This is a genomic window from Novosphingobium sp. NFX11 (assembly GCF_057376415.1).
Genome location: NZ_CP080384.1, coordinates 2,323,094 through 2,347,826, shown reverse-complemented (window position 1 = coordinate 2,347,826; position 24,733 = coordinate 2,323,094). Strand labels below are relative to the sequence as shown.

At 66.3% G+C, this 24,733-nt stretch carries 29 protein-coding genes and 3 pseudogenes; 16 read left to right on the top strand and 16 right to left on the bottom strand.

Features of this window, described 5'->3' with window-relative positions:
* Nucleotides 1-87 precede the first annotated feature (87 nt).
* Nucleotides 88-1,610, bottom strand: a pseudogene (locus tag KZO24_RS12090) (catalase).
* A 147-nt stretch (nucleotides 1,611-1,757) separates the two neighbouring features.
* Nucleotides 1,758-2,120: a hypothetical protein gene (locus KZO24_RS12085; protein ID WP_486486263.1), complete on the bottom strand. Its 363-nt coding sequence runs from the start codon at nucleotides 2,118-2,120 to the stop codon at nucleotides 1,758-1,760.
* A 146-nt stretch (nucleotides 2,121-2,266) separates the two neighbouring features.
* Between KZO24_RS12085 and KZO24_RS12080 the strand changes: the two genes are divergently transcribed.
* The 4 genes from KZO24_RS12080 to KZO24_RS12065 all read left to right on the top strand — a co-directional run bounded on the left by KZO24_RS12080 (nucleotide 2,267) and on the right by KZO24_RS12065 (nucleotide 5,609).
* The gene (locus KZO24_RS12080) at nucleotides 2,267-3,292 is read left to right on the top strand and encodes an NAD(P)H-dependent flavin oxidoreductase (RefSeq protein WP_008832620.1); all 1,026 of its coding nucleotides are present in this window, start codon (nucleotides 2,267-2,269) and stop codon (nucleotides 3,290-3,292) included.
* A gap of 11 nt (nucleotides 3,293-3,303) precedes the next feature.
* Complete coding sequence (gene purU, locus KZO24_RS12075) at nucleotides 3,304-4,158, top strand: formyltetrahydrofolate deformylase (RefSeq protein WP_486486262.1); 855 nt, start codon at nucleotides 3,304-3,306, stop codon at nucleotides 4,156-4,158.
* Between the two features lie 146 nt (nucleotides 4,159-4,304).
* The gene (locus KZO24_RS12070) at nucleotides 4,305-4,706 is read left to right on the top strand and encodes a VOC family protein (RefSeq protein ID WP_486486261.1); all 402 of its coding nucleotides are present in this window, start codon (nucleotides 4,305-4,307) and stop codon (nucleotides 4,704-4,706) included.
* Nucleotides 4,707-4,757: 51 nt separating this feature from the next.
* The gene (locus tag KZO24_RS12065; RefSeq protein WP_486486260.1) at nucleotides 4,758-5,609 is read left to right on the top strand and encodes a dienelactone hydrolase family protein; all 852 of its coding nucleotides are present in this window, start codon (nucleotides 4,758-4,760) and stop codon (nucleotides 5,607-5,609) included.
* 214 nt (nucleotides 5,610-5,823) lie between these two features.
* Here the strand turns inward: KZO24_RS12065 and KZO24_RS12060 are convergent, their stop codons facing one another.
* The 3 genes from KZO24_RS12060 to KZO24_RS12050 are packed head-to-tail and all read right to left on the bottom strand — an operon-like array spanning nucleotide 5,824 to nucleotide 7,215.
* Complete coding sequence (locus tag KZO24_RS12060) at nucleotides 5,824-6,090, bottom strand: hypothetical protein (protein ID WP_285021120.1); 267 nt, start codon at nucleotides 6,088-6,090, stop codon at nucleotides 5,824-5,826.
* Nucleotides 6,091-6,092: 2 nt separating this feature from the next.
* Nucleotides 6,093-6,296, bottom strand: a complete 204-nt coding sequence (locus tag KZO24_RS12055; protein ID WP_069709010.1) for a type II toxin-antitoxin system antitoxin — start codon at nucleotides 6,294-6,296, stop codon at nucleotides 6,093-6,095.
* Nucleotides 6,297-6,303: 7 nt separating this feature from the next.
* Nucleotides 6,304-7,215, bottom strand: a complete 912-nt coding sequence (locus KZO24_RS12050) for an SPFH domain-containing protein (protein WP_271182023.1) — start codon at nucleotides 7,213-7,215, stop codon at nucleotides 6,304-6,306.
* Between the two features lie 396 nt (nucleotides 7,216-7,611).
* On the opposite strand from KZO24_RS12050, the gene KZO24_RS12045 reads away from it, so the two are divergent.
* The 7 genes from KZO24_RS12045 to KZO24_RS12015 all read left to right on the top strand — a co-directional run bounded on the left by KZO24_RS12045 (nucleotide 7,612) and on the right by KZO24_RS12015 (nucleotide 11,481).
* Nucleotides 7,612-7,794, top strand: a complete 183-nt coding sequence (locus tag KZO24_RS12045) for an HP1242/YdcH family protein (RefSeq protein ID WP_486486259.1) — start codon at nucleotides 7,612-7,614, stop codon at nucleotides 7,792-7,794.
* 75 nt (nucleotides 7,795-7,869) lie between these two features.
* Entirely contained in the window at nucleotides 7,870-8,856 is a 987-nt protein-coding gene (locus KZO24_RS12040) for a TerC family protein (protein WP_036528042.1), read from the top strand.
* Between the two features lie 77 nt (nucleotides 8,857-8,933).
* A complete protein-coding gene (locus tag KZO24_RS12035; protein ID WP_486486258.1) occupies nucleotides 8,934-9,845 on the top strand; it encodes a DMT family transporter in 912 nt (303 codons plus the stop codon).
* Between the two features lie 4 nt (nucleotides 9,846-9,849).
* Nucleotides 9,850-10,398, top strand: coding sequence for a pseudouridine synthase (locus KZO24_RS12030; protein ID WP_285021122.1), 549 nt, complete (start codon nucleotides 9,850-9,852; stop codon nucleotides 10,396-10,398).
* A gap of 38 nt (nucleotides 10,399-10,436) precedes the next feature.
* Nucleotides 10,437-10,877, top strand: a complete 441-nt coding sequence (gene trxC / locus KZO24_RS12025) for a thioredoxin TrxC (RefSeq protein WP_037522416.1) — start codon at nucleotides 10,437-10,439, stop codon at nucleotides 10,875-10,877.
* 60 nt (nucleotides 10,878-10,937) lie between these two features.
* Complete coding sequence (locus KZO24_RS12020) at nucleotides 10,938-11,213, top strand: BrnT family toxin (RefSeq protein ID WP_486486257.1); 276 nt, start codon at nucleotides 10,938-10,940, stop codon at nucleotides 11,211-11,213.
* The gene (locus KZO24_RS12015) at nucleotides 11,179-11,481 is read left to right on the top strand and encodes a helix-turn-helix domain-containing protein (protein ID WP_486486256.1); all 303 of its coding nucleotides are present in this window, start codon (nucleotides 11,179-11,181) and stop codon (nucleotides 11,479-11,481) included. Before KZO24_RS12020 ends, KZO24_RS12015 begins: the two co-directional genes overlap by 35 nt.
* Nucleotides 11,482-11,533: 52 nt before the next feature.
* Here KZO24_RS12015 and KZO24_RS12010 read toward each other — a convergent pair whose 3' ends face one another.
* The 9 genes and pseudogenes from KZO24_RS12010 to KZO24_RS11970 form a co-directional block, all read right to left on the bottom strand.
* On the bottom strand, nucleotides 11,534-11,677 hold the full coding sequence (locus KZO24_RS12010; protein ID WP_155986379.1) for a hypothetical protein: 144 nt from the start codon (nucleotides 11,675-11,677) through the stop codon (nucleotides 11,534-11,536).
* Nucleotides 11,674-13,353, bottom strand: a complete 1,680-nt coding sequence (gene ybaL / locus KZO24_RS12005; protein ID WP_008833586.1) for a YbaL family putative K(+) efflux transporter — start codon at nucleotides 13,351-13,353, stop codon at nucleotides 11,674-11,676. Before ybaL ends, KZO24_RS12010 begins: the two co-directional genes overlap by 4 nt.
* Before the next feature lie 93 nt (nucleotides 13,354-13,446).
* On the bottom strand, nucleotides 13,447-13,785 hold the full coding sequence (locus KZO24_RS12000) for a hypothetical protein (protein WP_008833587.1): 339 nt from the start codon (nucleotides 13,783-13,785) through the stop codon (nucleotides 13,447-13,449).
* 241 nt (nucleotides 13,786-14,026) lie between these two features.
* On the bottom strand, nucleotides 14,027-15,013 hold the full coding sequence (gene nadA / locus KZO24_RS11995) for a quinolinate synthase NadA (RefSeq protein WP_008833588.1): 987 nt from the start codon (nucleotides 15,011-15,013) through the stop codon (nucleotides 14,027-14,029).
* 233 nt (nucleotides 15,014-15,246) lie between these two features.
* On the bottom strand, nucleotides 15,247-15,489 hold the full coding sequence (locus tag KZO24_RS11990) for a hypothetical protein (RefSeq protein WP_486486255.1): 243 nt from the start codon (nucleotides 15,487-15,489) through the stop codon (nucleotides 15,247-15,249).
* A gap of 23 nt (nucleotides 15,490-15,512) precedes the next feature.
* Complete coding sequence (locus tag KZO24_RS11985; protein WP_486486254.1) at nucleotides 15,513-15,944, bottom strand: hypothetical protein; 432 nt, start codon at nucleotides 15,942-15,944, stop codon at nucleotides 15,513-15,515.
* Between the two features lie 76 nt (nucleotides 15,945-16,020).
* Nucleotides 16,021-16,904, bottom strand: a pseudogene (locus KZO24_RS11980) (MBL fold metallo-hydrolase).
* Nucleotides 16,905-16,972: 68 nt separating this feature from the next.
* A complete protein-coding gene (locus KZO24_RS11975) occupies nucleotides 16,973-17,428 on the bottom strand; it encodes a DUF1465 family protein (RefSeq protein WP_486486253.1) in 456 nt (151 codons plus the stop codon).
* A gap of 271 nt (nucleotides 17,429-17,699) precedes the next feature.
* Nucleotides 17,700-17,900, bottom strand: a complete 201-nt coding sequence (locus KZO24_RS11970; RefSeq protein ID WP_008833013.1) for a YdcH family protein — start codon at nucleotides 17,898-17,900, stop codon at nucleotides 17,700-17,702.
* A gap of 249 nt (nucleotides 17,901-18,149) precedes the next feature.
* Here KZO24_RS11970 and KZO24_RS11965 point away from each other — a divergent pair, with 249 nt between their 5' ends.
* The 5 genes and pseudogenes from KZO24_RS11965 (at nucleotide 18,150) to tilS (ending at nucleotide 23,993) form a co-directional block, all read left to right on the top strand.
* Entirely contained in the window at nucleotides 18,150-18,305 is a 156-nt protein-coding gene (locus tag KZO24_RS11965) for a YdcH family protein (RefSeq protein ID WP_008833012.1), read from the top strand.
* Between the two features lie 142 nt (nucleotides 18,306-18,447).
* A pseudogene (ptsP, locus tag KZO24_RS11960) lies at nucleotides 18,448-20,723 on the top strand (phosphoenolpyruvate--protein phosphotransferase).
* A 152-nt stretch (nucleotides 20,724-20,875) separates the two neighbouring features.
* Nucleotides 20,876-21,853: a helix-turn-helix domain-containing protein gene (locus KZO24_RS11955; protein WP_285021134.1), complete on the top strand. Its 978-nt coding sequence runs from the start codon at nucleotides 20,876-20,878 to the stop codon at nucleotides 21,851-21,853.
* A 192-nt stretch (nucleotides 21,854-22,045) separates the two neighbouring features.
* Nucleotides 22,046-23,038, top strand: a complete 993-nt coding sequence (locus tag KZO24_RS11950) for a tetratricopeptide repeat protein (protein WP_486486252.1) — start codon at nucleotides 22,046-22,048, stop codon at nucleotides 23,036-23,038.
* Nucleotides 23,019-23,993, top strand: coding sequence for a tRNA lysidine(34) synthetase TilS (gene tilS / locus KZO24_RS11945; protein WP_486486251.1), 975 nt, complete (start codon nucleotides 23,019-23,021; stop codon nucleotides 23,991-23,993). The genes KZO24_RS11950 and tilS overlap by 20 nt, the downstream gene beginning before the upstream one ends.
* Here the strand turns inward: tilS and KZO24_RS11940 are convergent.
* Together KZO24_RS11940 and KZO24_RS11935 are read right to left on the bottom strand one after the other, a co-directional pair.
* Nucleotides 23,990-24,334: a L,D-transpeptidase family protein gene (locus KZO24_RS11940; RefSeq protein WP_486486250.1), complete on the bottom strand. Its 345-nt coding sequence runs from the start codon at nucleotides 24,332-24,334 to the stop codon at nucleotides 23,990-23,992. The two genes, tilS and KZO24_RS11940, sit on opposite strands and share 4 nt — an antisense overlap.
* Nucleotides 24,331-24,627 carry a hypothetical protein gene (locus KZO24_RS11935; RefSeq protein WP_486486249.1) on the bottom strand — a complete coding sequence of 99 codons (297 nt, stop codon included), beginning with the start codon at nucleotides 24,625-24,627 and terminating at the stop codon, nucleotides 24,331-24,333. Before KZO24_RS11935 ends, KZO24_RS11940 begins: the two co-directional genes overlap by 4 nt.
* Between the last annotated feature and the right edge of the window lie 106 nt (nucleotides 24,628-24,733).

Here is a 24,733-nt window from a genome sequence, read left to right as displayed (position 1 = left end):
ATGACTGTTAAAGGGTGACGGAACAATCACGAAAAAGGCCCCGTGCGCGGACATCCGCACACGGGGCCTTTTCATTCGGCCGTCAGGTCAATCCGCCAGTTCGGGCACCGGCGAGAGTTCCGCGCTCACGCTCATTCCCAGCGCTTTGGCCACGCCCGCACCGTAAGCCGGATCGCAGCGGGTGGCGTTGTCGATGTGGCGCTGCTTGATGAAGTCCGGCGCGTCGCCCATGGCGCGGGCGGTGTTGGCGAACAGGCGCTCCTTCTGCGCATCGTCCATCAGCTGGAACAGCGCGCGCGGCTGGCTGTAGTAATCGTCGTCATCCTCGCGGAAGTTCCAGAAGTCGGCAGCGCCCGAGAGGCGCAAGGGGGCTCGCGGAATTCGGGCTGGCCCTGCCACTGGTCGAACGAGTTCGGGTGGTAGTGCAGCAGTCCGCCGTAGTTGCCATCGACCCGGCCCTGGCCGTCGCGGTGGTTGTTGAACACCGGGCAGCGCGCCGCGTTCACCGGGATCTGGTGGTGGTTGACCCCCAGACGATACCGCTGCGCGTCCGAATAGGCGAACAGGCGTGCCTGCAGCATCTTGTCGGGCGAGACGCCGATGCCGGGGACGAGGTTGGACGGGCTGAAGGCGCTCTGCTCCACGTCCGCGAAGAAGTTCTCCGGGTTGCGGTTCAGTTCCATCATGCCGACCTCGATCAGCGGATAGACCTTCTGCGACCAGACCTTGGTGAGATCGAAGGGGTGGAAACCGCAGGTCTCGGCCTCGGCCTCGTCCATGATCTGGACCATGACCTTCCACTTCGGGAACTCGCCGCGCTCGATCGCCTCGTAGAGATCGCGCTGGTTGCTCTCGCGGTCGCCGGCGACGACTTCGGCGGCTTCGGCGTCGGTCAGGTGCGCGTGGCCCTGCTGGGTCTTGAAGTGCCACTTCACCCAGAACCGCTCACCCGCCTCGTTGTAGAACGAGTAGGTGTGGCTGGAGAAGCCGTCCATGTGGCGGTACGACTTGGGGATGCCGCGATCGCCCATCACGTAAGTGACTTGGTGGAAGGCCTCGGGCAGCAAGGTCCAGAAGTCCCAGTTGTTCTGCGCGCTGCGCATGTTGGTACGCGGATCGCGCTTCACCGCCTTGTTGAGATCGGCGAAGTGGCGGGGATCACGCACGAAGAAGACCGGCGTGTTGTTGCCGACCATGTCCCAGTTGCCTTCCTCGGTGTAGAACTTCACCGCGAAGCCGCGAATGTCGCGCTCGGCATCGGCCGCGCCGCGCTCTCCGGCGACGGTGGTGAAGCGGGCGAACAGCTCGGTCTGCTTGCCCTTTTCGGCGAGGAACTTCGCGCGGGTGTACTTCGAGACGTCACCGGTGACGGTGAAGGTGCCGAATGCGCCCGAACCCTTGGCGTGCATGCGACGCTCGGGGATCACTTCGCGGTTGAGGTTGGCCAGCTTCTCGATCAGCCAGACGTCCTGCATCAGCAGGGGCCCGCGCGGCCCGGCGGTGTAGGAGTTGGAGTTGTCGACGACCGGAGCGCCGAACTGCGTGGTCAGCGGGGTAGCGGCGCCGTGGCCGTAAGGGCACTTGGGCTCGTCTGAGTTGGATCCGTGCATGTCGGCTCTCCTTTGGTCATGGGCCTGTGGTCATGGATTGGCGTGTGCTGCCCTTTGGCGGCTCTGCTTTAGACCTAACGAAGCCCGCCAAGGCGGAGAAGCTATACGAACATGTAAGAGTAATCGGGAAACTCGATGAAACTTGATCTATTCTTCGGATTTTACGGCCCAGCACGTCGTGCGCAGCGAAACCAGTGTGTCGATGACGCGCAGATGGCACTCGCGGACCCGCGCCAGATCACCGGCCTGCGTGGCCTTGCGCACTTCATCGGCAAGGACCTGCATCTTCGCGGCTGAAGGTTCGGGCAACTTGCGGCCGAGCATCACGATTTCCGTGGCGCGCGGGGCGCCGAGACCGGCGGTGGCCTGCGTACTCAACCGCAACGCGCCTTCGAGATCCAGAATGTCCTCGAACAGATGTTCGTCGATCGTTACGCCCTGCGCGGCGACCGCTTCCGGGCCCGACGGTGTCGTGGCTGCGGCATTCAGCGGTTCGTCGTCGTGTTGCATGTTGGAAATGACCCCCTGATTTCCATGTAACTGTGCCTCACCTGAACGAACTTGTCGCCATTTGGTTCCGTCGCTCGCCGCTTGTGCGGTGCGGCTCGTCACCCTATGGCGCACGGCTGAACAAAAATCCGGGCTATGGGAATTTCATGACCGCCTTCACCAAGACTTCCGCGCTGATGGCGCGCGGCTGCGAATTCCTCGGCACCGAGACCGCCATCCTGTGCGGCGCCATGTCCTGGGTTTCCGAGCGCAACCTTGTCTCCGCGATCAGCAATGCGGGCGGCTTCGGCGTGATCGCCTGCGGGGCGATGACCCCGGAACTGCTCGACACCGAGATCGCCGCCACCAAGGCGCTGACGTCCAAGCCCTTCGGCGTGAACCTCATCACCATGCACCCAATGCTGTTCGACCTGATCGACGTCTGCGCGAAGCACGGCGTGACGCATGTGGTGCTTGCGGGCGGCATTCCGCCCAAGGGCAGCGTCGAGGCGATCAAGGCCAATGGCGCCAAGGTCATCTGCTTCGCGCCCACGCTGGCGCTGGGCAAGAAGCTGCTGCGCTCGGGCGCGGACGCGCTGGTGATCGAGGGTTCGGAAGCGGGCGGCCACATCGGCCCCGTCTCCACCTCGGTGCTGGCGCAGGAAATCCTGCCGAGCCTCGCCGCCGACAACCTCGTGTTCGTCGCGGGCGGCATCGGCCGGGGCGAGGCGATCGCCGGATACCTCGAAATGGGCGCGGCCGGCGTGCAGCTCGGCACCCGCTTCGCCTGCGCGAGCGAATCGATCGCCCATGAAGCGTTCAAGAAGGCGTTCTTCCGCGCCTCGGCCCGCGATGCGGTGGCATCGGTGCAGGTCGATCCGCGCCTGCCGGTAATCCCGGTGCGCGCGCTCAAGAACAAGGGCACCGAGGAGTTCACCGCCAAGCAGATCGAAGTCGCGCGCCTACTGGACGCGGGCGAGGTCGACATGGGCGAGGCGCAGCTCAAGATCGAGCACTTCTGGGCAGGCGCGCTGCGCCGCGCGGTCATCGACGGCGACGTCGAGAGCGGCTCGATCATGGCGGGCCAGTCGGTCGGCATGGTCGGCAAGGAGGAGCCGGTGGCCGAGATCATCGCCGCGCTCATGGCCGAGAGCGAGGCCGCGCTGACCAATCGCGGCGCCGTCGCGGCGTAAGGGGCAAGGGTATGGCCGAGCCGCTGATCCTCGCCTTTTCGTGTGCCGACCGCCCGGGCATCGTCGCCCGGGTGACGGGCTATCTCGCGCAGATGGGCGCCAACATCACCGAGGCGCAGCAGTTCGACGATCTCGAGCAGGGCCGCTTCTTCATGCGCGTGGCCTTCGATCCGGGCGCCACGGACCGCGAGGACATCCGCGAAGGCTTCGGTCCGATCGCGCACGAATACGGCATGGCCTGGTCGATGCAGCGCCGCGACCGGCCGCGCCGCGTCCTGCTGCTGGTCAGCAAGTTCGACCATTGCCTGGCGGACCTGCTCTATCGGCACCGCATCGGCGAGATCGCGATGGAGATCGTCGGCGTCGTCTCCAACCACCCGCGCGAGGCGATCAACACGCTGATGCTGGGGGACATTCCCTTCCACCACCTGCCGATGGTCAAGGGCGAGAAGGCCGCGCAGGAAGCGCAGATCCGCGCCATCGTCGACGAGACGCGGGCGGAACTGGTGGTGTTGGCGCGCTACATGCAGATCCTCTCGGACGAGATGGCGGCATTCCTGTCGGGGCGCTGCATCAACATCCACCACTCGTTCCTGCCGGGTTTCAAGGGCGCCAAGCCGTACCACCAGGCGCACGCGCGCGGGGTGAAGATGATCGGGGCGACCGCGCACTACGTGACGGCCGACCTCGACGAAGGGCCGATCATCCATCAGGACGTGGAGCCGGTGACGCACTCCGACACGCCCGAGGACATGGTCCGCAAGGGTCGCGACATCGAACGCCGCGTGCTGGCCGAGGCGGTGCGGCTGCATCTGGAGGACCGGGTGCTGCTGAACGGAGCGCGGACGGTGGTGTTCCGGAGCTGAGGCCCACCCCGTCCGGCTAGTTCGCTTCGCTCTCAAGCCTCCCGGCCCTCCCGCGAGCGGGAGGGCGAAGAACGATGCTCTCATTCCCCTCCCGCTTGCGGGAGGGGGCAGGGTGGGTACTCCTTGTCCAACAAAGGGAGAGCACCATGCAGGTCAGCGGCATCGATCACGTCAACATCCTGACCGACGACCTCGAAGGCACTGCCACCTTCTACGAACGCGTGCTCGGCCTGATCCGCAGCGAGAACCCCTCGATCCGCGCTGGCACGGCGGGCTACTGGATGCGCGACGCGGCGGGATTGCCGATCATCCATCTCGTGGATCGCACGACCGCGCCGGGGCGCTACGACGATTACCTGCCGGGCGAATCGACCAACGGTTTCCATCACGTCGCCCTGCGCTGCAGCGGCTTCGAGGCGACCCGCGCGAAGCTGGACGAACTCGGTCTCGCCTACCGCTTCAACGACCTGACGCACATCGGCCTCAGGCAGTTGTTCCTCGCCGATCCCAATGCGGTGAATCTGGAACTCAACTTCAACGGCGATTGAGGTCGCGCGAAGCTCTGCTAGGCTGCCGGGAAAGCAGCGAAAGGCCAGCACATGTGTGACGACTATACCGCCGACGACTTCACCCGCATGGACCGCCGCGCGTTCTCGGTGCTGGGCGCCGGACTCGCGCTGACCGGGTGCGGAGCGGTGGCGGCGGAGAGCGGCGGCGAACTGACCGAGCGCATGGTTTCGATCACCACGGCGGACGGCGTGTGCGATGCGTTCTTCGTCCATCCGGGGAAAGGCAAGCATCCCGGCATCGTGATGTGGCCCGACATAGCGGGCCTGCGTCATGCCAAGAAGATCATGGCCCGCAATCTCGCCGCGCAGGGCTATGCTGTCCTGGTGGTCAACCCGTACTACCGCTCCGGCCCGGCGCCGGTGATGAAGAGCTTCGCCGAGTACCGCACGCCCGAAGGTCAGGCGAAAGTCGGCCCGATGCGTGCGATGCTCACGCCCGAGGCGGTCACGCGCGATGCGACGGCCTACGTGGCGTTCCTCGACACGCAGGACGCGGTGGATACGAAGCGCGGGATCGGCAGCAACGGCTACTGCATGGGTGGGCCGTTCACCGTGCGCACGGCGGCGGCGGTGCCGGGGCGGGTGAAGGCGGCGGTGTCGCTCCACGGCGCGGGGCTGGTGACCGAGGCGCCCGACAGTCCGCACAGGGTTCTGGGCAAGACGAAGGCCAGCTATGTGTTTGCCATCGCCCGCAATGACGATGCCAAGCAGCCCGAGGTGAAGACCGAACTGCGCAAGGCCGCCGATGCGGCGAAGCGCCCGGCCGAAGTGGAAGTCTACGCCGCCGACCACGGCTGGTGCGTGCCGGATTCGCCTGCCTACGATCCGGGCGAGGCGGATCGGGCGTGGAAGGCGATGGTGGCGGTTTTCGCGAAGTTGTAATGTTCCACGTCGTCCCGGACTTGATCCGGGACCGCTGGCTGTCTTTAGGCGGGCGTTATCGGCCAGGGCTTCGACAAGCTCAGGCTGAGCGGTTTTGAGAGCAGGTCTTTAAATTCCGCTCAGGCTGAGCTTGTCGAAGCCCTGGCGGCGCGCGCCGACAGATGGGCTGTTCACGGCCAGCGGTCCCGGATCAAGTCCGGGACGACGGACCGCCTCAATCCCCGCCCCAGCGCCATTTCCAGCCGCCGTGCGTGTGGCGTGCGGCGATCACCATGAACACGCCCGTCACCAGCAGCACGCCGACAAACGACGCTGTCCGGGCGCCCAGCGTGCCGCCGGTCCCCGGCAGCGCGATCCCGACGATAATGGCGAGGTAGGCCGCCAGCAGCGCCCACCCCTGCCACGCGATCGGCAGCCCCGCGCCGTAGCCGTAGCGCTTGGGGGCGAACCACGGATCATTCTCGAACAGCTTGTGCAGCATGATCAGTCTCCATCCTTCGGCGGACGTCCGCGCCTTGCCGGTTCGCCCGCCTCGACCTTGACGCCGCGCCGGGCGAGGGCCTCGCGCAGCAGCACTTCGACTTCGGCGTTCACCGAGCGCAAGTCCGCCGCCGCCGCCCGCTCCAGCGCCGCGTAGAGCGCCGGATCGAGACGGAGCGCGAACGCCTTCTTGCCGGGAGACGCCACGGGGCCGTTACGAGTAGAGCGTGCCGGTGTTGACGACGGGCTGGGTATCCCGCTCGCCGCAGAGCACGACCATCAGGTTCGAGACCATCGCCGCGCGGCGCTCGTCGTCGAGTTCGACCACGTTCTTTTCCGAGAGCTGCGCCAGCGCCATCTCGACCATCGACACCGCGCCCTCCACCAGCTTGCGCCGCGCGCCGATGACGGCCTCGGCCTGCTGGCGGCGCAGCATGGCCCCGGCGATCTCTGGCGCGTAGGCGAGGTGAGTGAGGCCGCACTCGTCCACCGTGATGCCCGCCACCTGCAGGCGGGCGATCAGTTCGGTGCGCAGTTCGGCATTCACCTGCTCGTGGCTGCCACGCAGGGTGATCTCGGCATCCTCGACGTCGTCATAGGCGTAGCGCGATCCGATCGAGCGCACGGCGGCCTCGATCTGGACGTTCACGAAGGCCTTGTAGTCGTCCACGTCGTAAAGCGCCTGCGCGGTGTCGGCGACGCGCCAGACGACGTTGGTGGCGATCTCGATCGGGTTGCCGCGAAGGTCGTTCACCTTGAGCTTTTCCGAGACGACGTTGTTGGCGCGGGCCGAGATTTTCGTCTTGCCCATCCACGGCCAGACCCAGCGCAGGCCGGGGGTGCGATCGGTGCCCTTGTAGCTGCCGAACAGGGTGACGGCAGCGGCCTGGTTGGGCTGGATCATGTAGAAGCCGCTCAGGATCAGAACGTTCATGATCACCGCCGGGAGGATGAAGGCGAGGAAGCCCAGCACCGTGCCCGGTCCCGGATCGCCGCTGGCCAGCGTGACGACGCAGAACACGATCGCCACGAGCAGCGCCAGGAATACTATGAGCATCAGGTAGCCGCTGCGGGTCGAGGCGATGCTCTCCCGGCTGGCGTTGATGGGCAGATGCGAATCGGACATCGGTGGCACCCCTCTAAAAGTGATATCACATTAATATCGGATTTTGAGGCAGAAGCAATCCTCCCTGTCGCGCAGCGATGGGGAGGGGGACCGCCGCCGCAGGCGGTGGTGGAGGGGAGGGGCGTGCGGGTTCCCCTCCGTCAGTCGCTTCGCGACTGCCACCTCCCCATCGCTGCGCGACAGGGAGGATCGATGGGTTGAACTCGGAGCGATTCGGTCGTATTAAAGCCTCTGCGGGCCGGGCCCCTCTGGCGCGGCGTGATCGGGAACTTCCCTCACGCCTCGTGATGTCGGACCGCATCGGGTGATACCGGTGCAGGTTCAGCATTGTTTTCTTACGCAACCCCAGCGCCGCTCATCCGATCGAACTTCAACCCGTTCGATAGGGATACGATAATGACCGAACGCATGTTCCGCCTGCTAGAACTGCACCAGAAGCTCGACGCCGCGATCCGCCGCATGAAGACAGGCCGCCACAAGGACCCGCAGGAGGTCGCCCGGCTGATGAAACGGAAAACCAGGCTCAGGGACAGGATGGCGCGGCTGCTGCCGCCCGCGCGCGCACTCGCCAGCCTGTAACCCGCGCGCCGGCGCGCTTTCCTCCCCGATCCTGCGCGCCGGCGCCTCCGTTTCCCCTGAACAGGGCACGTCATCATGGAATTTCTCTTCGCCGACTGGCTGGGCACGCCCGCCTGGTTCTGGCTTTCGTTCGCGGCCGTCGTGCTGCTGCTCACCGCCTTCGACCTCGGCGTCCTGCACAAGGACGACAAGGAGATGGGCATCGCCGAATCGCTTAAACTGTCGGTGTTCTACATCGGCATCGCCATGATCTTCGGCGCGTGGATCTGGTGGGCCAAGGGTTCCGCGCCGGCGATCGACTATTACACGGGCTACTTCATCGAGAAGGCGCTCTCGATCGACAACGTCTTCGTCATATCGATGATCTTCGGTTACTTCGCGGTCGCGCCCAAGTACCAGTATCGCGCGCTGCTGTGGGGCATCCTTGCCGTCATCGTGCTGCGAGGGGCTATGATCGCGGGCGGCGCGGCGCTGGTCGCCCATGCCCACTGGGTCATGTACCTGTTCGCCGCCTTCCTGATCTTCACCGGGATCAAGATGCTGTTCACCAGCGACCATGACCCGGACATCGGCAACAACGCCGCGATCCGCTGGATCTCGCGCCACATGCGCGTGACCAAGCAGCACCATGCCGAGCACTTCTTCGTGAAGGAGCCCAACGCGAAGGGCCACCTCGTCTGGGCGGCGACACCGCTGTTCCTGGCGCTGGTGGTGATCAACCTGGCCGACCTGGTCTTCGCGATCGATTCGGTGCCGGCGATCTTCTCGATCACGACCGACACCTTCATCGTCTACACCTCGAACATCATGGCGATCCTGGGCCTGCGCGCGCTCTACTTCGCGCTGGCGGCGATGGTGCATCGTTTCCACTACCTGAAGTATGCGCTGGCGCTGGTGCTGGTGTTCATCGGCGGCAAGATCCTGATCGCCGACTTTGCGCTGGGCGGCGCCAAGTTCCCGCCGCTCGCGAGCCTCGGCATCACGCTGGCGCTGATCGCGGGTGGGGTGGGCTGGTCGCTCTGGAAGACAAGAGGGGAAGAGACGGCGCAGTTGCCGAATTGATCCTGCTTTGTTGACGATCCGGGCGGCGCGCCAATAAGCAGGTGCGCCGCCCGCGCCATGCCGCTAGGACGCGGGCCATGAGCACTGCTCCCGCCCTGTCCGTCCCCGAAGTCCGACCCGGCCATGACTGGACCGCGCGCCATCTCCTCGCGCTGCTGGCCGCCAACGTCGCGCTGGCGCTGGGGGCATGGCTGGTGCGGCTTGCCGATACCGGGCCGGTCGCCGCCGGGTTCTGGCGCCTGACCCTCGCGCTGCCGGTGCTCGTGCTGCTCGCCGGACGTGAGCTTGCGGTGCAGCGCAGGATGTCGCCGGGGGTGATCGCGCTGGTCATGGCGGCGGGGGTGTTCTTTGCCCTGGACCTCGCCGCCTGGCATTTCGGCATCGTGCGGACAAAGGTGGGCAATGCCTCGCTGTTCGGCAATTCGGGCAGTCTGATCGTGATGGTCTGGGGTCTTGCCACCGCCCGGCGCGCGCCGCGCGTGCTGGAAGTCAGCGCCATCCTCGCCGCGCTGGCGGGAGCGGGCCTGCTGATGGGCGGATCGCTGGAGATTAGCCGCACGAACCTCGTCGGAGACTTGTTCTGCCTGCTCGGCGGAGCCTTCTACGCGGTCTATCTCATCATGCTGAACGGCGTGCGGCAGGGCAGGGGGCAATATTCGCTGCTGGCCGTCTCGACCGCCGCGAGCGTGCCGGTGATGCTGCTCGCCGCGGTGCTGCTGGGCGAAGTCATCATGCCGCGCGACTGGACGCCGCTGGTCGCGCTCGCGCTGTCGAGCCAGCTGATCGGGCAGGGTTTCCTGATCTACTCGCTGCGCCATTTCACACCGCTGGTGATCGGCCTCGCGCTGATGGCACAGCCGGCGCTGGCGGCCACGGTCGGCTGGCTCGCCTTCGGAGAGACGCTGGGCACGATCGACGTGGTCGGCATGGTGCTGCTCGCCGTGGCGCTGGCGATGGCGCGCGCCGCAGACAAGCCCGCGAAGGACTGATCGCATGACCCGCCTGATCCTGCTCAACAAGCCGTTCGACGTGCTGCCGCAGTTCACCGACCTGAAGTCGCCAAGTCCACGGGCCACGCTGTCGGACTTCGTGAAGGTGCCCGGCGTCTACCCTGCAGGGCGGCTCGACCGCGACAGCGAGGGGTTGCTGCTGCTGACCGACGACGGCCGCCTGCAGGCGCGCATCTCGAACCCGCGCTACAAGACGCCCAAGACCTATCTCGTGCAAGTCGAGGGAGAGCCGGACGAGGCCGCGATCCAAGCGCTGTGCAAGGGTGTCACGCTGAACGATGGCCCGACGCTGCCCGCTGATGCCCGCCGCATCGACACGCCCGACCTGTGGCCGCGGAATCCGCCGGTGCGCTTCCGCAAGACCGTGCCTGACTGCTGGATCGAACTGACCTTGCGCGAAGGCCGTAACCGGCAGGTCCGCCGCATGACCGCCGCCGTCGGCCACCCGACCTTGCGCCTCGTGCGCTGGAGCATCGGCGACTGGACCCTCGACGGCATCGCGCCGGGCGAGTGGCGCGAAGTGGCGGTCTGAGCCGCGCGTTCCTACATCGATGGTGAGGAGACGTGTCCATGTCCGATAACAGAATCGTCGTTTGTCCCCGCTGCACGACGTCGAACCGGGTGCCGGTCGAACGGCTGGGCGCCGGCGGGACATGCGGCAAGTGCAGGGCGGCCCTCTTCGCCGGGGCGCCGGTCACCCTGACCACAGCGAATTTCGATGCTCATGCGGGCCGCAGCGACCTGCCGCTGCTGGTCGATTTCTGGGCCGCGTGGTGCGGTCCCTGCCGCCAGATGGCTCCGGCCTTCGCGGCGGCGGCGGCGCAGCTGGAGCCCGAGATGCGCCTCGGCAAGCTCGACACCGAGGCGGAAGGGGCGATCGCCGGGCACTACGGCATCCAGTCCATCCCGACCCTCGTTCTGATCCACAAGGGCCGGGAGATCGCGCGCAAGTCCGGTGCGATGCCGCCCGGCGCGATCGTCGCCTGGGCACGGGCCGCGGCGGCTGGGTAAGTCGCCGGATGGACGGGGTTTAACTTCCCGTGTTATATGCGGTGCCCAAAGTCACGGGCGATGGAGTTCGCGTTCGACCCTGCCAAGGACGAGGCCAATCTGGTCAAGCACGGCTTGCGGCTGGCGTTCGGGATGCGGATTTTCGAGGATACGCGGCATGAGGTCTTACCTTCGTTTCGCTTGGTCGATGGCGAAGATCGCTACAAGGCGGTGGGATTGGTGGACGGTAAGTTGTTCACGGTCGTGTACGTCTTGAGAGACGATCGGGTCAGGCTGATATCTGTTCGACGGAGCAATGCTGGTGAACAAAGAGACTACGGTCGCAATTCCGGCTGATCCCAACGATCCCGAGGATTTTGACGTCAGTGTAGCCGGGCTGGAACGCGCCCATATCGGACGGCGGTTTCGCATTCTGCGGCATCGCCTTGGCTTGGACCAGGCGCAGTTCTCGGCGGCTTATGGCATTCCGCTCGCCAACTTGCGCCAGTACGAACTGGCTCGCCACATGCCGCCACCCGCCGTGCGCGCCTATCTCACGGTTATCGAGGCCGAACCGGAGATGGTGCGCAAGGTCATGGCGCAGGCAGCCGGAGTGCTCGCCTAGACTACGACTGCCTTTGATGACGGCGAGAACGTCGACCCAAACCTGTCTCGTTTCAGTGCGGCAATGACGGGAAGGCGCCGTAGCCCGGCACCTCCCCGTGGTTCATCACGCAGGCGGTGGGGACGGCGACGGCCAGCACGATCCCGCCCCAGACCGCCCACTTGAACCAGCCGGGCGGTTTTCTCCTCGCCCTCATGCCGACTTCACGTCCGGTACGGCGGCGATGCGGCTGGCGCTGGCGCCGATCAGTTCGAGCATCTGCCGTGCGATCTCCCGCTCGCCCAGCACCACCTTGTCGCAGCCGTGCTCCACGAGATGCGCGAACTGCGCGTCCGAGTGGGCGCGGGCGATCACCGAGAGGTCGGGGCGCAGCTTGCGGGCGGCCTCGCAGATCGCGCCCGCCTCGAAGCCTTCGGGGATGGCGATGAGCATGCGGTTGGCGCGCTCGATGCCGGCTTCCCTCAGGACATCGGGCTCCACCGCGTTGCCGGTGACGACCTCGAAGCCCTCGGCGCGGGCCTCGCGGGCGAGATCGCTCTGCGCTTCGATCAGCAGCACGGCGGTCGGGGTGGCGCGCAGGCCGTGCGCCACCAGCTTGCCGACGCGGCCGTAGCCGACGAGGATGACGTGCTCCTCGCGCTTTTTCTCGTGCTCGATCTCCGCCTGTTCGGCCTGCTCCTCCATCTGTTTCTTCACCGAACCGGTGCTGCCCACCGCGAAGTTGAAGATGAAGGGGTTGAGGAAGATCGAGATGATCGCGCCTGCCAGGATGAGGTCGCGCCCGGCCTCGGGCAGCAGCCCCAGCCCGGCGCCCAGCCCGGCGAGGATGAACGAGAACTCGCCGATCTGCGCAAGGCTGGCGGAGATCGTCAGCGCCTTGTCGTTCTCGTAGCCGAAGGCGCGCACGATCAGCCAGGCCGCCAGCGACTTGCCGACCACGATCGTCAGCACCGTGACCAGCAGCGGAATCGGCTGCTCGGTCACCACCGAGGGGTCGAACAGCATGCCCACCGAGACGAAGAACAGCACCGCGAAAGCGTCGCGCAAGGGCAGCGTTTCCTCGGCGGCGCGGCGGGACAGCTGGGTTTCGCCCAGGATCATGCCTGCGAAGAAGGCACCCAGCGCAAAGCTGACGTCGAAGGCATAGGCCGCCCCGAACGCCACGCCGAGAGCCACCGCAAGGACGGCAAGGCGGAACAGCTCGCGCGATCCGGTGTGGACCACCCAGTGCAGCGCCCAGGGCAGCACGCGGCGCCCGACGATCAGCATCAGCGCCACGAAGCCCGCGACTTTCAGCAACGTCGTCGAGATCACCCATGGCAGGCTTGCCGCGCCGTCGCCTCCCGAGAGGCCCGAGGCCAGCGCAGGCAGCAGCACCAGCGCGAGGACCATGACGAGATCCTCGACGATCAGCCAGCCGACGGCGATGCGGCCGCGCTCGGTCTCGACGAGGTTGCGGCTCTGCAGCGCGCGCAGCAGGACCACGGTACTCGCCACCGAGAGCGCGAGGCCGAAGACGAAGCCGGCGGCAAGGTCCCAGCCCATCATGTAGCCGATGCCGATGCCCAGCAGGGTGGCGACGGCGATCTGCACCAGTGCGCCGGGGATGGCGATGTTCTTCACCGCCAGCAGGTCTCGCAGCGAGAAATGCAGGCCGACGCCGAACATGAGGAGAATCACGCCGATCTCGGCGAGTTCCTGTGCGAGCCCGGCATCGGCGACGAAGCCGGGCGTGAAGGGGCCGACCATGACGCCGGCGAGAAGGTAGCCTGCGATGGGGGAAACCCGCAGGCGGTGGGCGAGCGCCCCCATGAAGAAGGCGATCACCAGACCGGCGACGATGGTGCCGATCAGGGGAGTGTGATGAGGCATTGGATGTCCCGTGCTTCGCTGCCGGGACGCGCTGGAATGCGCCGCTCCGGCCTTGCTGAAACTGTCGGATCGGCATTGCGATCCGGCGGCGTGTCAGGCGAAGGGCGGGGCTCTGGGTTGCGACAGCGCGCAGCGCCAGCCGGGCGGGCCGGAGGCTGCGGCCGGGGCAGGGCAGGCGCGGGCGTCCCGTGCTTTCCGGTCCTGGGAAGAGGCGGCGAGCAACATCCCCCTGCCGAGCGGGTCGCGCTGGGGGGCGAGCTTGCGCACGGCAGCCACACGCAGGGAGTGGCCGGTCGATACCTCGACCGTGGAAGGGCTGAATGCCGAGCCGGAGGCGCGAGCCTCGATCGGGATCAGCGCGTGTGCGAAGACGGCGGCCAGCAGCAGCAGGCACCAGACCTTCAGTTTCCTCAGGATGAGGACGTCACGCAAGTTTCAGGGCTCCCCGGTTCGTTCCCATACAACATAGGAAGCGCGAAGAGGTTTCGCCAGTCGTCGTCCCGGACTTGATCCGGGACCGGTGGCTTGTCTTTAGAGTGATGCCTTACCTTGAATCGTCATTGCGAGCGCAGCGAAGCAATCCAGAGCAGTCTTACACCGCCCTGGATTGCTTCGCTGCGCTCGCAATGACGAAGGGTTGGGTCATCGCGCTTCAGGCGGGACGACGAAGCCCTCAACGCGCGCCCAGGTCGCCCTTGCCGATCGTGCCGCTGGCCATCTCCAGCATGCGGTCGAGGCTCTTCTTCGCCGCCAGACGCAGCGGTTCCTCGATCTCCACGCGCGGGGACAGGTCACGCAGCGCGATGTACAGCTTCTCGAGGTTGTTGAGCGCCATGTAGGGGCAGATGTTGCAGTTGCAGTTGCCGTCCGCACCGGGCGCGCCGATGAAGGTCTTGTTCGGGATCGAGAGCTGCATCTGGTGGATGATGTGCGGCTCGGTCGCCACGATCAGCGTGTCGCCGGGCATGGTCTTCGCATACTGCAGGATGCCACTGGTCGAGCCGACGTAGTCCGCATGATCGACGATGTGCGGCGGGCATTCAGGGTGCGCGGCGATCGGCGCATTGGGATGCTCGGCGCGCAGTTTCAGCAGTTCGGTCTCGCTGAACGCCTCGTGCACGATGCACACGCCCGGCCACAGCAGCATCTCGCGGTTGAACTTGCGCGCGAGGTAGCCGCCGAGGTGACGGTCGGGGCCGAAGATGATCTTCTGGTCCAGCGGGATCTGCTGCAGGATCGTCTCGGCGCTGGAGCTGGTGACGATGACGTCGGACAGCGCCTTAACCTCGGTCGAGCAGTTGATGTAGGTCAGCGCGATGTGATCGGGGTGCGCCTCGCGGAACGCCTTGAACTTCTCCGGCGGGCAGGAATCTTCCAGGCTGCAGCCGGCGTTGAGATCGGGCAGCACGACGATCTTGTTCGGGGAGAGGATCTTGGCGGTGTCGGCCATGAACTTCACGCCGCAAAAGGCGATGACGTCGGCATCGGTTTCCGCCGCCTTGCGGCTCAGTTCGAGGCTGTCGCCCACGAAGTCGGCAAGGTCCTGAAGCTCGGGCTTCTGGTAGTAATGGGCGAGGATGACCGCATTGCGCTCCTTGCGCAGGCGCTCGATCTCGGCGCGCACGTCGATGCCTGAAAGGTCGGCGGGCATTACGGTCATGGTCGTTCCTGTACATCCTCGCCCGAACCTTGCTGCGGGCGGGGTCTATCTAGGGACGCTGGCCCAAGGACCCAAGCGGAATTTTCGCAGATCGCGGCCGTCGCCTGATCCTCCCTGTCGCGTAGCGATGGGGGTGGCAGCCCGCAGGGCTGACGGAGGGGCTCCCCTCCACCACCCGCTATGCGGGCGGTCCCCCTCCCCATCGCTGCGCGACAGGGAGGACAGCAGGACATCTATCCCGCGAATTGCGCCGCGAATGCGACCCACGGCGGCGTGATCGCCAGCAGCTCGACAAGGACATGCGCCAGCACCACCGCCAGCGCGACGGTCACGGTGGCAGGATGTATGCGGCCTATCGTGCGCCGGTCGTGCCGCACGATCAGCGCGACCATGCCAAGCTGGATCGCCATCGACAGCCACTCGCCCCAGGGCATGATGAAAGGCATCGGCAGGACCCGGCCGAGCGCAGGGTCCATGATGAGGATGGTGGAGCCCAGGATCAGCCGCTTGTGCCAGTCCGCACGGCCGCGCCGCCGACCATCATCACGAAGATCAGCATCGAGACATGGATCAGCGCGAGGAAATAAGCCGGCGGGAAGAACGGAGGGAACATGCCGGTGCGAAGCCCGGCGAAGCAGGTCAGGCTGGTCAGCACGGCGATGGTGGGCAGCATGACTGCACTCGCCCAGCCGAGCCGTCGGTGCAGTTCCAGCCCACTGCCGTTGCCCAGCAGCGCCTGCGTCGTCACGAGGGCGAGCCAGCCGAGCATGACCACGCCATGGACATGAAAGATTACCGGCACTTGCGTGACGGGCACGAAGCCGCGCAAACCGAATTGCGCAAAGGCGAAGACGATGAACAGGCTGAGCCCGATCGTCATCTTCGCCCAGAACGAGACGCGCGAAACCCGCGCTCCGGCTGCGGTCGCCATGAATTTGCCTCCACCCGTGATGGTGGCGGATAGTAATGCATGGCGGATTGTACGGCGAATACTTGTCGACGAACGCCTAATTCGCGGCGATCAGCGTCCATTCATCTTCATTGCGCATTGTAATGCCGCGTTTTTCAAGATCGAGAAGATGGGCCAGGACCGAACGCCCGGCGGCGGGCCAGAGCCTTTCGTCGACGCCCTTGTACATCAGCGGCACCATCGCGGCGATGGTGGTCACCCCCGATTCGATCTGGCGCAGGATCTGCCGCTCGCGCTGGCGGCGGTGGCCGATCATCCCGCGCACGAGCTGGCGCGGCTTTGTCACTTCCGGGCCGTGGGCGGGGTAGTAGACTACGTCCTGCTCGCGCTCGTAGAGGCGGGCGAGGCTTTCCATGTAGGCGGTCATGTCGCCGTCGGGCGGGGAGACGACGCTGGTGGACCAGCCCATGACATGATCGCCGGTGAACAGCGCGCCGGTTTCCTCAAGCGCGAAGCACAAGTGGTTGGAAGTATGGCCCGGCGTCGTGAGCGCGCGCAGGGTCCAGCCATTCCCGGTCAGCGCCTCGCCGTCGGCCAGCACGCGGTCGGGGGCGTAATTCGCATCGAACGACGCGTCGGCGCGCGGGCCGTCGTCGCTCAGCACCAGCGGCGCGCAGCCGACGATCGGCGCGCCGGTCAGCGCGGCGAGGGGGCCGCGGCGGGCGAGTGGTCGCGGTGGGTATGAGTGCAGCAGATCGCCACCACCTTGTCACCGCCGATCGCCGCCATCAGCGCGCCCAGATGCTCGGCCTCGTCCGGGCCGGGATCGATGACGGCCACTTCGCCATCGGTGCCTACCAGATACGTCTGGGTGCCGGTGAAAGTGAAGGGCGACGGGTTGCGCGCCAGCACCCGGCGGACCAGCGGGCCGATGGTTTCGGCCACCGTGTAGGGCCGGTCGATCTCTGCAGCAGCGTTCATGGGCGCGATATGGGGTGGATGAAGCGCCGTGTCGACCTTGAGGGCGGTTATGGCACCGCCGAGTGCCGTTAGGTGCCGGTCGCAACCTCCGTCTCGATGCGCTCACGCAAGTGCTCGATCGCGCCGAAAGCTGCAGGTGTGGTCAGCCGCCAGAACTGGTCGAGGCGCAGCAGGCGGTCGTAGAACACCCGCGTCGCCTCGACGAGTCGGGCGGTGGCGGGCTCCAGCAGAAGGGCATGCGCAGGGTCCGACTGGCGCATCGCGGGCGACAGGCGACCTTGGCGGCGTAGCTGCAAGTCGCTGATCTCGCCGATGAAGTAGGCGCGATGATTGAGCACCCAGGCGATTGCATGCATCATCCGTGTCGTGGTGCGGAGCCCCTCGCTGGAGAGCGCGACGCGGCCGGGATCTCCGTCGATCCGCCCGGACAACGTGAACGCTGCGCGCACCTCGTCGGACAGGATGAGCGCCTCGCAGTAGAGCGCCTCGACGATGCGCGGATTGATGGTCGCCGGTTTCGACATGACCCTTCGTATTTCCTACCGCCGAATCGGCGGCAAGCGGGGCGAATCGATAATCCTGCGCAAATATCGCGCTGTCCCTGAACGGCACGGCGGAGGGTGAACGAAAGTTAATTCTGATGGTTCGGAAACGGCGCGGATCCGTAAATCCTCCCTGTCGCGCAGCGATGGGGAGGGGGCCGCCGCGAAGCGGTGGTGGAGGGAAGACAACCCCTCCGTCAGTCGCTGCGCGACTGCCACCTCCCCATTCCTACGGAACAGGGAGGATTGCGCTTCACGCGATGATGTCGGGGATCAGGTAGTCCTCGATCTGCGCGATCTGGTCCTTGAGCCGCAGCTTGCGCTTCTTGAGTCGCGCGATCTGCAGCATGTCGCCGCCGCCACCCGCGTTCATCAACGCATCGATCGCCGCGTCGAGGTCGCGGTGTTCGACTTTCAGGATTTCGAGGCGCTTGCGCATTTCCTCTTCGGTCACGCCGGAATTCCTTAAGTTTCAAGCCTGTGCACGGGCGGGACCGGATCCTGCCGAACGCATGATTCACGCAACTCACCGATATGAAGCAAGTGGGGTCTTCGCAAGGTCCTCCGATTGTGGTTCCTTCGTTTTTGCGCCGGCCCACCAGTGTCGAGTCGCCCGATCAGGTCGCTCGTCATGGCTCTACAAGAGCACCGTTCGCAGTTTGCCGTAAGGCAAGGGTCCGGCCCCTATAAGGAGGAACGTCCAATGGATAATTCGCACGTCAGCGCTCTGCAGCTCAAGCATGCCGGTATCGAACGGCAGATCCACGAGGAATTGAGCCGCCCGATCCCTGATGCCGCGGTCGTCCAGTCTCTCAAGAAGCGCAAGCTTCGCATCAAGGAGGAGATCGGGCGGTTCTGATCGCCGATCTCAGTCTTGTAGAGGGTCCTGAGCGCGGAGAATTCCACCGGACAACCGGGTAATTCCCGATATCACCCGCATAAGCTGAATCGACGGCATCCGCTGCGTTCCCAAAGCCATGACTTTGCGTTACGCCAGAAGAATGACCAGCGGAGCCGTCGAAGCAGCCCGAACCATTCTCACGAGCCTTCACGAGGTGATGGCCTCGCGCAGCAATGCGCAGACCAAACTCAACAACGTGGTGGAAGTGATAGGCGAGTGCCTCGATAGCGAGGTCTGCTCGATCTACCTGCTGCGTGAGGGAATGCTCGAACTCTTCGCCACGCGCGGTCTTGCGCAGGAGGCGGTCCACGTCACCCGCATGGCGGTGGGCGAAGGTCTGGTGGGCTCCATCGCCGACCGGATCGAGACGCTGAACCTCGCCGAAGCCGCCGCGCATCCCGACTTCATGTACCGCCCGGAAACGGGCGAGGACAAGTTCCACTCCTTCGCCGGCGTCCCCATCGTCCGCCGCGAACGCGCGGTCGGCGCGCTCTGCGTCCAGCACGTCGAGCCGCGCCGCTACGAAGAGGTCGAGATCGAGGCGCTGCAGACGGTGGCGATGGTTCTGTCCGAACTCATCGTCAATGCCGATCTCATCGACGAGGAAGATGCGCGCGCGCTCACTGCCGCCCAGACCGGGCCGGAGCAGATGCGCGGCCTGACGCTGGTGAAGGGCCTCGCATCGGGCGTCGCCGTCTACCACCAGCCGCGTGTCACCATCGAGCACATCGTTGCCGAAGATACCGAGGCCGAACGCCAGCGCGTCATCCTCGCCTTCGACCGCATGCGCGAACAGATCGACCGGATGGCCAATCAGGCCGAGTTCGGCATGGGCGGCGAGCATGACGAAGTGCTCGAGACCTACCGCATGTTCGCCTACGACGAAGGCTGGACGCGCCGCATCAACGAAGCGATCGACAGCGGCCTGACGGCGGAAGCGGCGATCGAGCGCGTGCAGCAGCGCACCCGCATGCGCATGCGCCAGATCGACGACCCGCTCCTCGCCGACCGCATGCACGACCTCGAGGATCTGGCGAACCGCCTGCTGCGGATCGTCTCGGGCCAGATCGGCACGGCGGCTTCGATGGGGTTGCGGAACGACGCCATCCTGATCGCGCGCAACCTTGGCCCGGCGGAACTGCTGGAATACGACAAGCGGCGGCTCAAGGGCGTGATCCTCGAGGAAGGCTCGCTCACCAGCCACGTCGTCATCGTCGCGCGGGCGATGGGCATCCCGGTGCTCGGCCGCGTGCGGGGCCTGCGCGGCATCGTGCGCGAAGGCGATCCGCTGCTGCTCGACGCCGATCAGGGCACGACGATGGTGCGCCCGTCGCCCGGCGTGGTCGAGGCATTCGAGGCACGTTTTGCGAAGAACCGCGAACGTCAGGCCGTCTACGCGGGCATGCGCGACGTGGCTGCGACCACGCTCGACGGCACCCGTATCAAGGTGATGATCAACGCGGGGCTGCGTGACGATGTCGCCAACCTCAACCTGACCGGCGCGGACGGCATCGGCCTGTTCCGCACCGAGTTCCAGTTCCTCGTTTCGGCCACGCTGCCGCAGCGTGAGAAGCAGACACGCCTCTACCGCGACGTCATGGATGCCGCCGGCGATCGCCCGGTCGTGTTCCGCACGGTCGATATCGGCGGCGACAAGACGCTCCCTACTTGCGCCACGACGACGGCGAGGGAGAGGAGAACCCCGCGATGGGCTGGCGCGCGCTGCGCGTGGCGCTGGAGCGCGACGCGCTGCTCAAGGCGCAGGCCCGCGCGCTGCTGGAGGCGGCGGCGGGGCGGCCGCTCAACGTCATGTTCCCGATGGTCGCAGAACCCTGGGAATTCGACGCCGCCAAGGCCGTGTTCGACGGTCAACTCGCCTATCTGCGCCGCCAGAAGAAGGTGCTGCCCGAGGCCATCCGCTACGGCGTGATGCTGGAAGTGCCCTCGCTGGCCGAACAGCTGGACCTGCTGGCGCCGAAGATCGCGTTCCTGTCGATCGGCACGAACGACCTCACGCAGTTCCTCTTCGCGGCCGACCGCTCGAACCCCAAGCTGGCCGAGCGCTACGACTGGCTGAGCCCGGCGATCCTGCGCTTCCTGCGCCGTGTCGTGCGCACGCTGGAGGGCACGTCGGTCGATATCAGCGTCTGCGGCGAAATGGGCGGGCGGCGGCTTGAGGCGCTGGCTCTGCTGGGCCTCGGCGTCCGGCGCCTGTCGATCACCCCGGCGGCGGTAGGCCCGATCAAGGAGCTTGTCGGCAAGGTCGATCTGCCCGCGATCACGGCGGCCATGGAGGGCTGGCTTGCGGCACCTCCAGCCGATTTACGCGCTGTGATGACCGCGTGGGCGGCGGAGCGGGACATTGCGATCGACTGATCTGAAGCCCTGCTTTGGCCTCGGCCGGGGCGGGACGATGATTTTGCCCTATAAATTTGACCGGAACAGGTAGGGCCTGATTGACATTATCCGGTCAGACGGTTTGGTTAGGCGCCGATCAGGTCGCATTTACCACGCCGAACGGAGCGGAATTGGAAAACGTCGAAACCCAGGGTCTTGCGCGTGGACCGCAGAGCGTCGGAAGTCAGCTTCGTGCGGGCCGTGAAGCGCTGGGCAAGAGCCGCGCGGACATCGCGTCGCAGACCAAGATCGCCGAACGCCACCTGATCGCGCTGGAGGAGGACCGTCTCGGCGATCTGGCCGCACGTACTTATGCGGTGGGTTTCGCACGTACTTACGCGCGCGCCATCGGGCTCGACGAGCGGATGATCGCTGCCAAAGTGCGCGAACAGCTCGATCACGATGCAGGTGAGCGCGTCGAATATGCACCGAGTTTCGAGCCGGGCGACCCTGCGCGTGTTCCGACGCGGGGCCTCGCATGGGCGGCGGCGATAGGTATCGTTGTCGTGATCGGCGCACTCCTGCTGTTCTGGAGCAATTTCCTCTCCCCGGAAGGCCAGCTTCCCGACTTGGTCGCGGAGCAGGCCGCGGTCCCGGCTGCGCCCAAGGCCGCGCCACCCGCTGTGCCGCCCCCGGTTCCCGCCGCCGGTCCGGTTGTGCTGACCGCGACAGGAGACAGGGTCTGGGTCAAGGTGACGGATGCCAAGGGCGACCAGGTGTTGCAGAAGGAACTCGCGAAGGGTGAGAATTGGGCTGTGCCGGCTGGCGTTACCGGGCTGCAGTTGCGCACCGGGCGCCCCGATGCCTTGCAGATCACCGTTGGCGGAAAGGCGATCCCGCCGCTTTCGGCCGAGCCGCGCCTCGTTTCCGGCGTCTCGCTGGCGCCTGCCGACCTTCTCGCTCGGGGCGCCGGTTCGGCGGTTCCGGGCGCGGGCGTCTCGCCCGCTGCTGGCCCTGCTGCGGCGACTTCCCCGGCTCCGGTCGCGACGCGCGCGCCTGCACTAGTGCCCACCCGCCGCCCGGTTGCGCGTCCTGCGGCTAATGCCGCCCAGCGCGAACCCGCCGAAGTGCCGACACCGGAATCGCTGCTACCTCCGACTGCGCAGTAAAAACGTCTAAGGTAGTAAGCGCCTGGAGAGGCCGCTTTCCACGACTTTCCGACCGCCCGCGCCTCGACAGGCGGGAGCGGCTCGGGCAACACCCGTAATCGGTCCATTGGTTAATCCCCGGTTTCACCCACCGCTGCCATGGCGCGGCCATGGTTCGGGTAATGATGGTCCCGGCATGGAGATGATTTGGCGATGAAACGTACCCTTGGCGCAATCGGCGGCACCGCCCGCGCGCAATGGCTGGCCACGGCGGCGCTGGCATCGGTCCTGTTCGGCGCGGCTCCGGCCCTTGCGCAGGACGCCAACACCAACTTGCGGCTCAACAAGGTAGAGGCCGAAGTGCGCGCCCTGCAGCGCAAGGTCTTCCCCGGAGCCGACGGCAAGTTCTTCGAGCCCCAGATCAACGCCGCTCCCACGCCGACCCCGACGCCCGGCGCGCCCTCGACCACGCCGCTTTCCGACGTTCTCACGCGGATGGACGCCGTCGAGGCGCGGATGGCGCAGCTGACCGCGCAAGTCGAACAGAACACCAACCGCATCGGCCAGCTCGAAGCCAAGCTGGCGGCGGCGGCTCCGGTTCAGTCCGATTTCGTGCCCGGCCCCGGGGCGACTGCTCCTGTAGCGTCCGGGGCTGCTGTTTCCGGACCTTCAATCTCCGGGGCGGCGCCGCTGCCGACGCCCGTGGCAGCCACGCCGCGTCCGACGACTGCACCCGTAGCGACCGCTCCCAAGCCGACGGCGCCTTCGAACTCACGGATCGATGGGGTCAAGGCCATCGTCAAGCCACAGAGCGGCGATCCGGGCGAAGACGAATACAGCTACGGCTTCCGTCTTTGGGAAGCCAAGTATTATCCCGAGGCGCAGCAGCAGCTGAAGCTCTACCTCGAGAAGTATCCCAAGCATGCGCGCGCCAGCTTTGGCCGCAACCTGCTGGGCCGCGCTTACCTGGACGACGGCAACCCGGGCGAGGCGGCAAAATGGTTCCTGCAGAATTTCCAGACCGACAAGCGTGGCGATCGCGCCTCGGACAGCCTGCTGTATCTCGCCGTCTCGATGAAGCAGCTCAAGGACACCAAGCGCGCCTGTATCGCGCTGGCCGAATTCAGCGAAACGTATGCGGCCGAGGCGGCTGGACGACTGGCGGGCATCTACAGCACCACGCGCAATGGACTTGCCTGCAACTGAGATAGACCGCTTCCGCGTCGGCTTGTCCGCGATCTGGGCTGACCGGATCGAGGACGGGGCGGCACGTCTGGGCGTCGCCGTGTCCGGTGGGCCGGACAGCCTTGGCCTGTTGCTGCTTGCCCATGCGGCGCTGCCGGGGCGGGTGGAAGCGGCGACCGTTGACCATGGCCTGCGTCCCGAAAGTGCCGGCGAGGCGGAGGAAGTCGCTCGCATCTGTGCTGGTCTGGCAATACCTCACGCAACGCTGGCGGTGAACGTCGCGCCCGGCAACGTGCAGGCCGAGGCGCGGCTTGCGCGCTATGAAGCCATGGCGGGATGGGCGGCGGAGCGGGGCCTGGCCGCTCTGGCAACCGCGCATCATGCCGACGATCAGGCCGAGACGCTGCTGATGCGGCTTAACCGGGCCAGCGGGGTTGCGGGGCTTGCCGGTGCGCGCGGGCGGAGCAGGGTGCCTGACGCGGACTTGCTGCTGTTGCGCCCGGTGCTCGACTGGCGGCGCGCCGAACTGGGTGTGGTCGTGGAAGCGGCGGGGCTCGTGGCCGCGCAGGACCCGAGCAACGCCAACGATCGCTTCGATCGGGTGCGTATCCGCAAGGCGCTGGCAGAGGCCGACTGGCTCGATGTTGCCGCCATCGCTCAGAGTGCCGCCCATATCGCCGAAGCCGATGCTGCGCTCGACTGGATGGCGGCTCTCGAATGGCGATCCTGTGTGACGAAAGAGCCGATGGGGCTGAAGTACCGCCCACAGGCTCCACGCGCGGTGGCTTTGCGCGTGGTGGCGCGGATCGTGCGCGAACTCGACGGCGAGGACGCGCGGGGCGGGGCGATCGCGCGATTGGTCGACGGGCTTTCGCAAGGCCAGCCGGCCTCTATCGGCAAGCTGGTGGCGCGGCCCAACGCGGGCGGGTGGAGCTTTGCCAGGGCGCCGGTGCGCGCGCCGAAGCGGACGGGTTAACCCCCGACCAGGCTGTCGCCCATGCCGACCTGCTTGCCCTTGGTGATATAGACCTTGTCGCCGATCTTCGTGGTGTCGAACAGCTTCGCGGCGAAGGCGTCGGGCATGCCCACGCAGCCGTGACTGGCATAGCCCAGCGCCACGTCGGAGCCGTGCAGGGTGATGCCGTCGTTGGTCAGGCGCTGCATGTAGGGCATCGGCGCGCCGGTGTAGATGTTGGAGACGTGGTCCTTGTCCTTCTGGGTGATCGGGAAGATCCCCAGCGGGGTCGGCTTGTCCGCGGTGCCCAGCAGTACCGCCGCCGCGCCGATTTCGTAACCGCCGCGGAAGACCGAGATCACGCGGGCCTCAAGGTCCACGGTGACGACGATCGGGCCGGGGGCACGTCATGCTCGTCCCAGTGCCATTCGCCGTACCTGATCGCGCCCTTGATCGGCAGGATGCGCTTGATCACGAAAGGCTCGTCCTTCGCGGGGATCGGCGGTTTTGCTGCAGGTTTGGGCGCGGGTTGCGAGAGCTTTGCTTCGGCCAGCGATGCGGGTGCGGGCTTTTCGGGCTCGGCCGCGACGATCAGCACGCCGGCGATGGCGGCAAGGGCGACGAAGCCCGAGGCTAGGAAGATGCGCGCGTCCACTTGGTATTATTCCGATTCCTTTGGCGAATCCGCTTCTGGCAGGACTGCCTTAGCATCGCGTAAATGGCGGTTAGGTGCCAGTATAAGTGGTGGAAGGAAGGCAGGC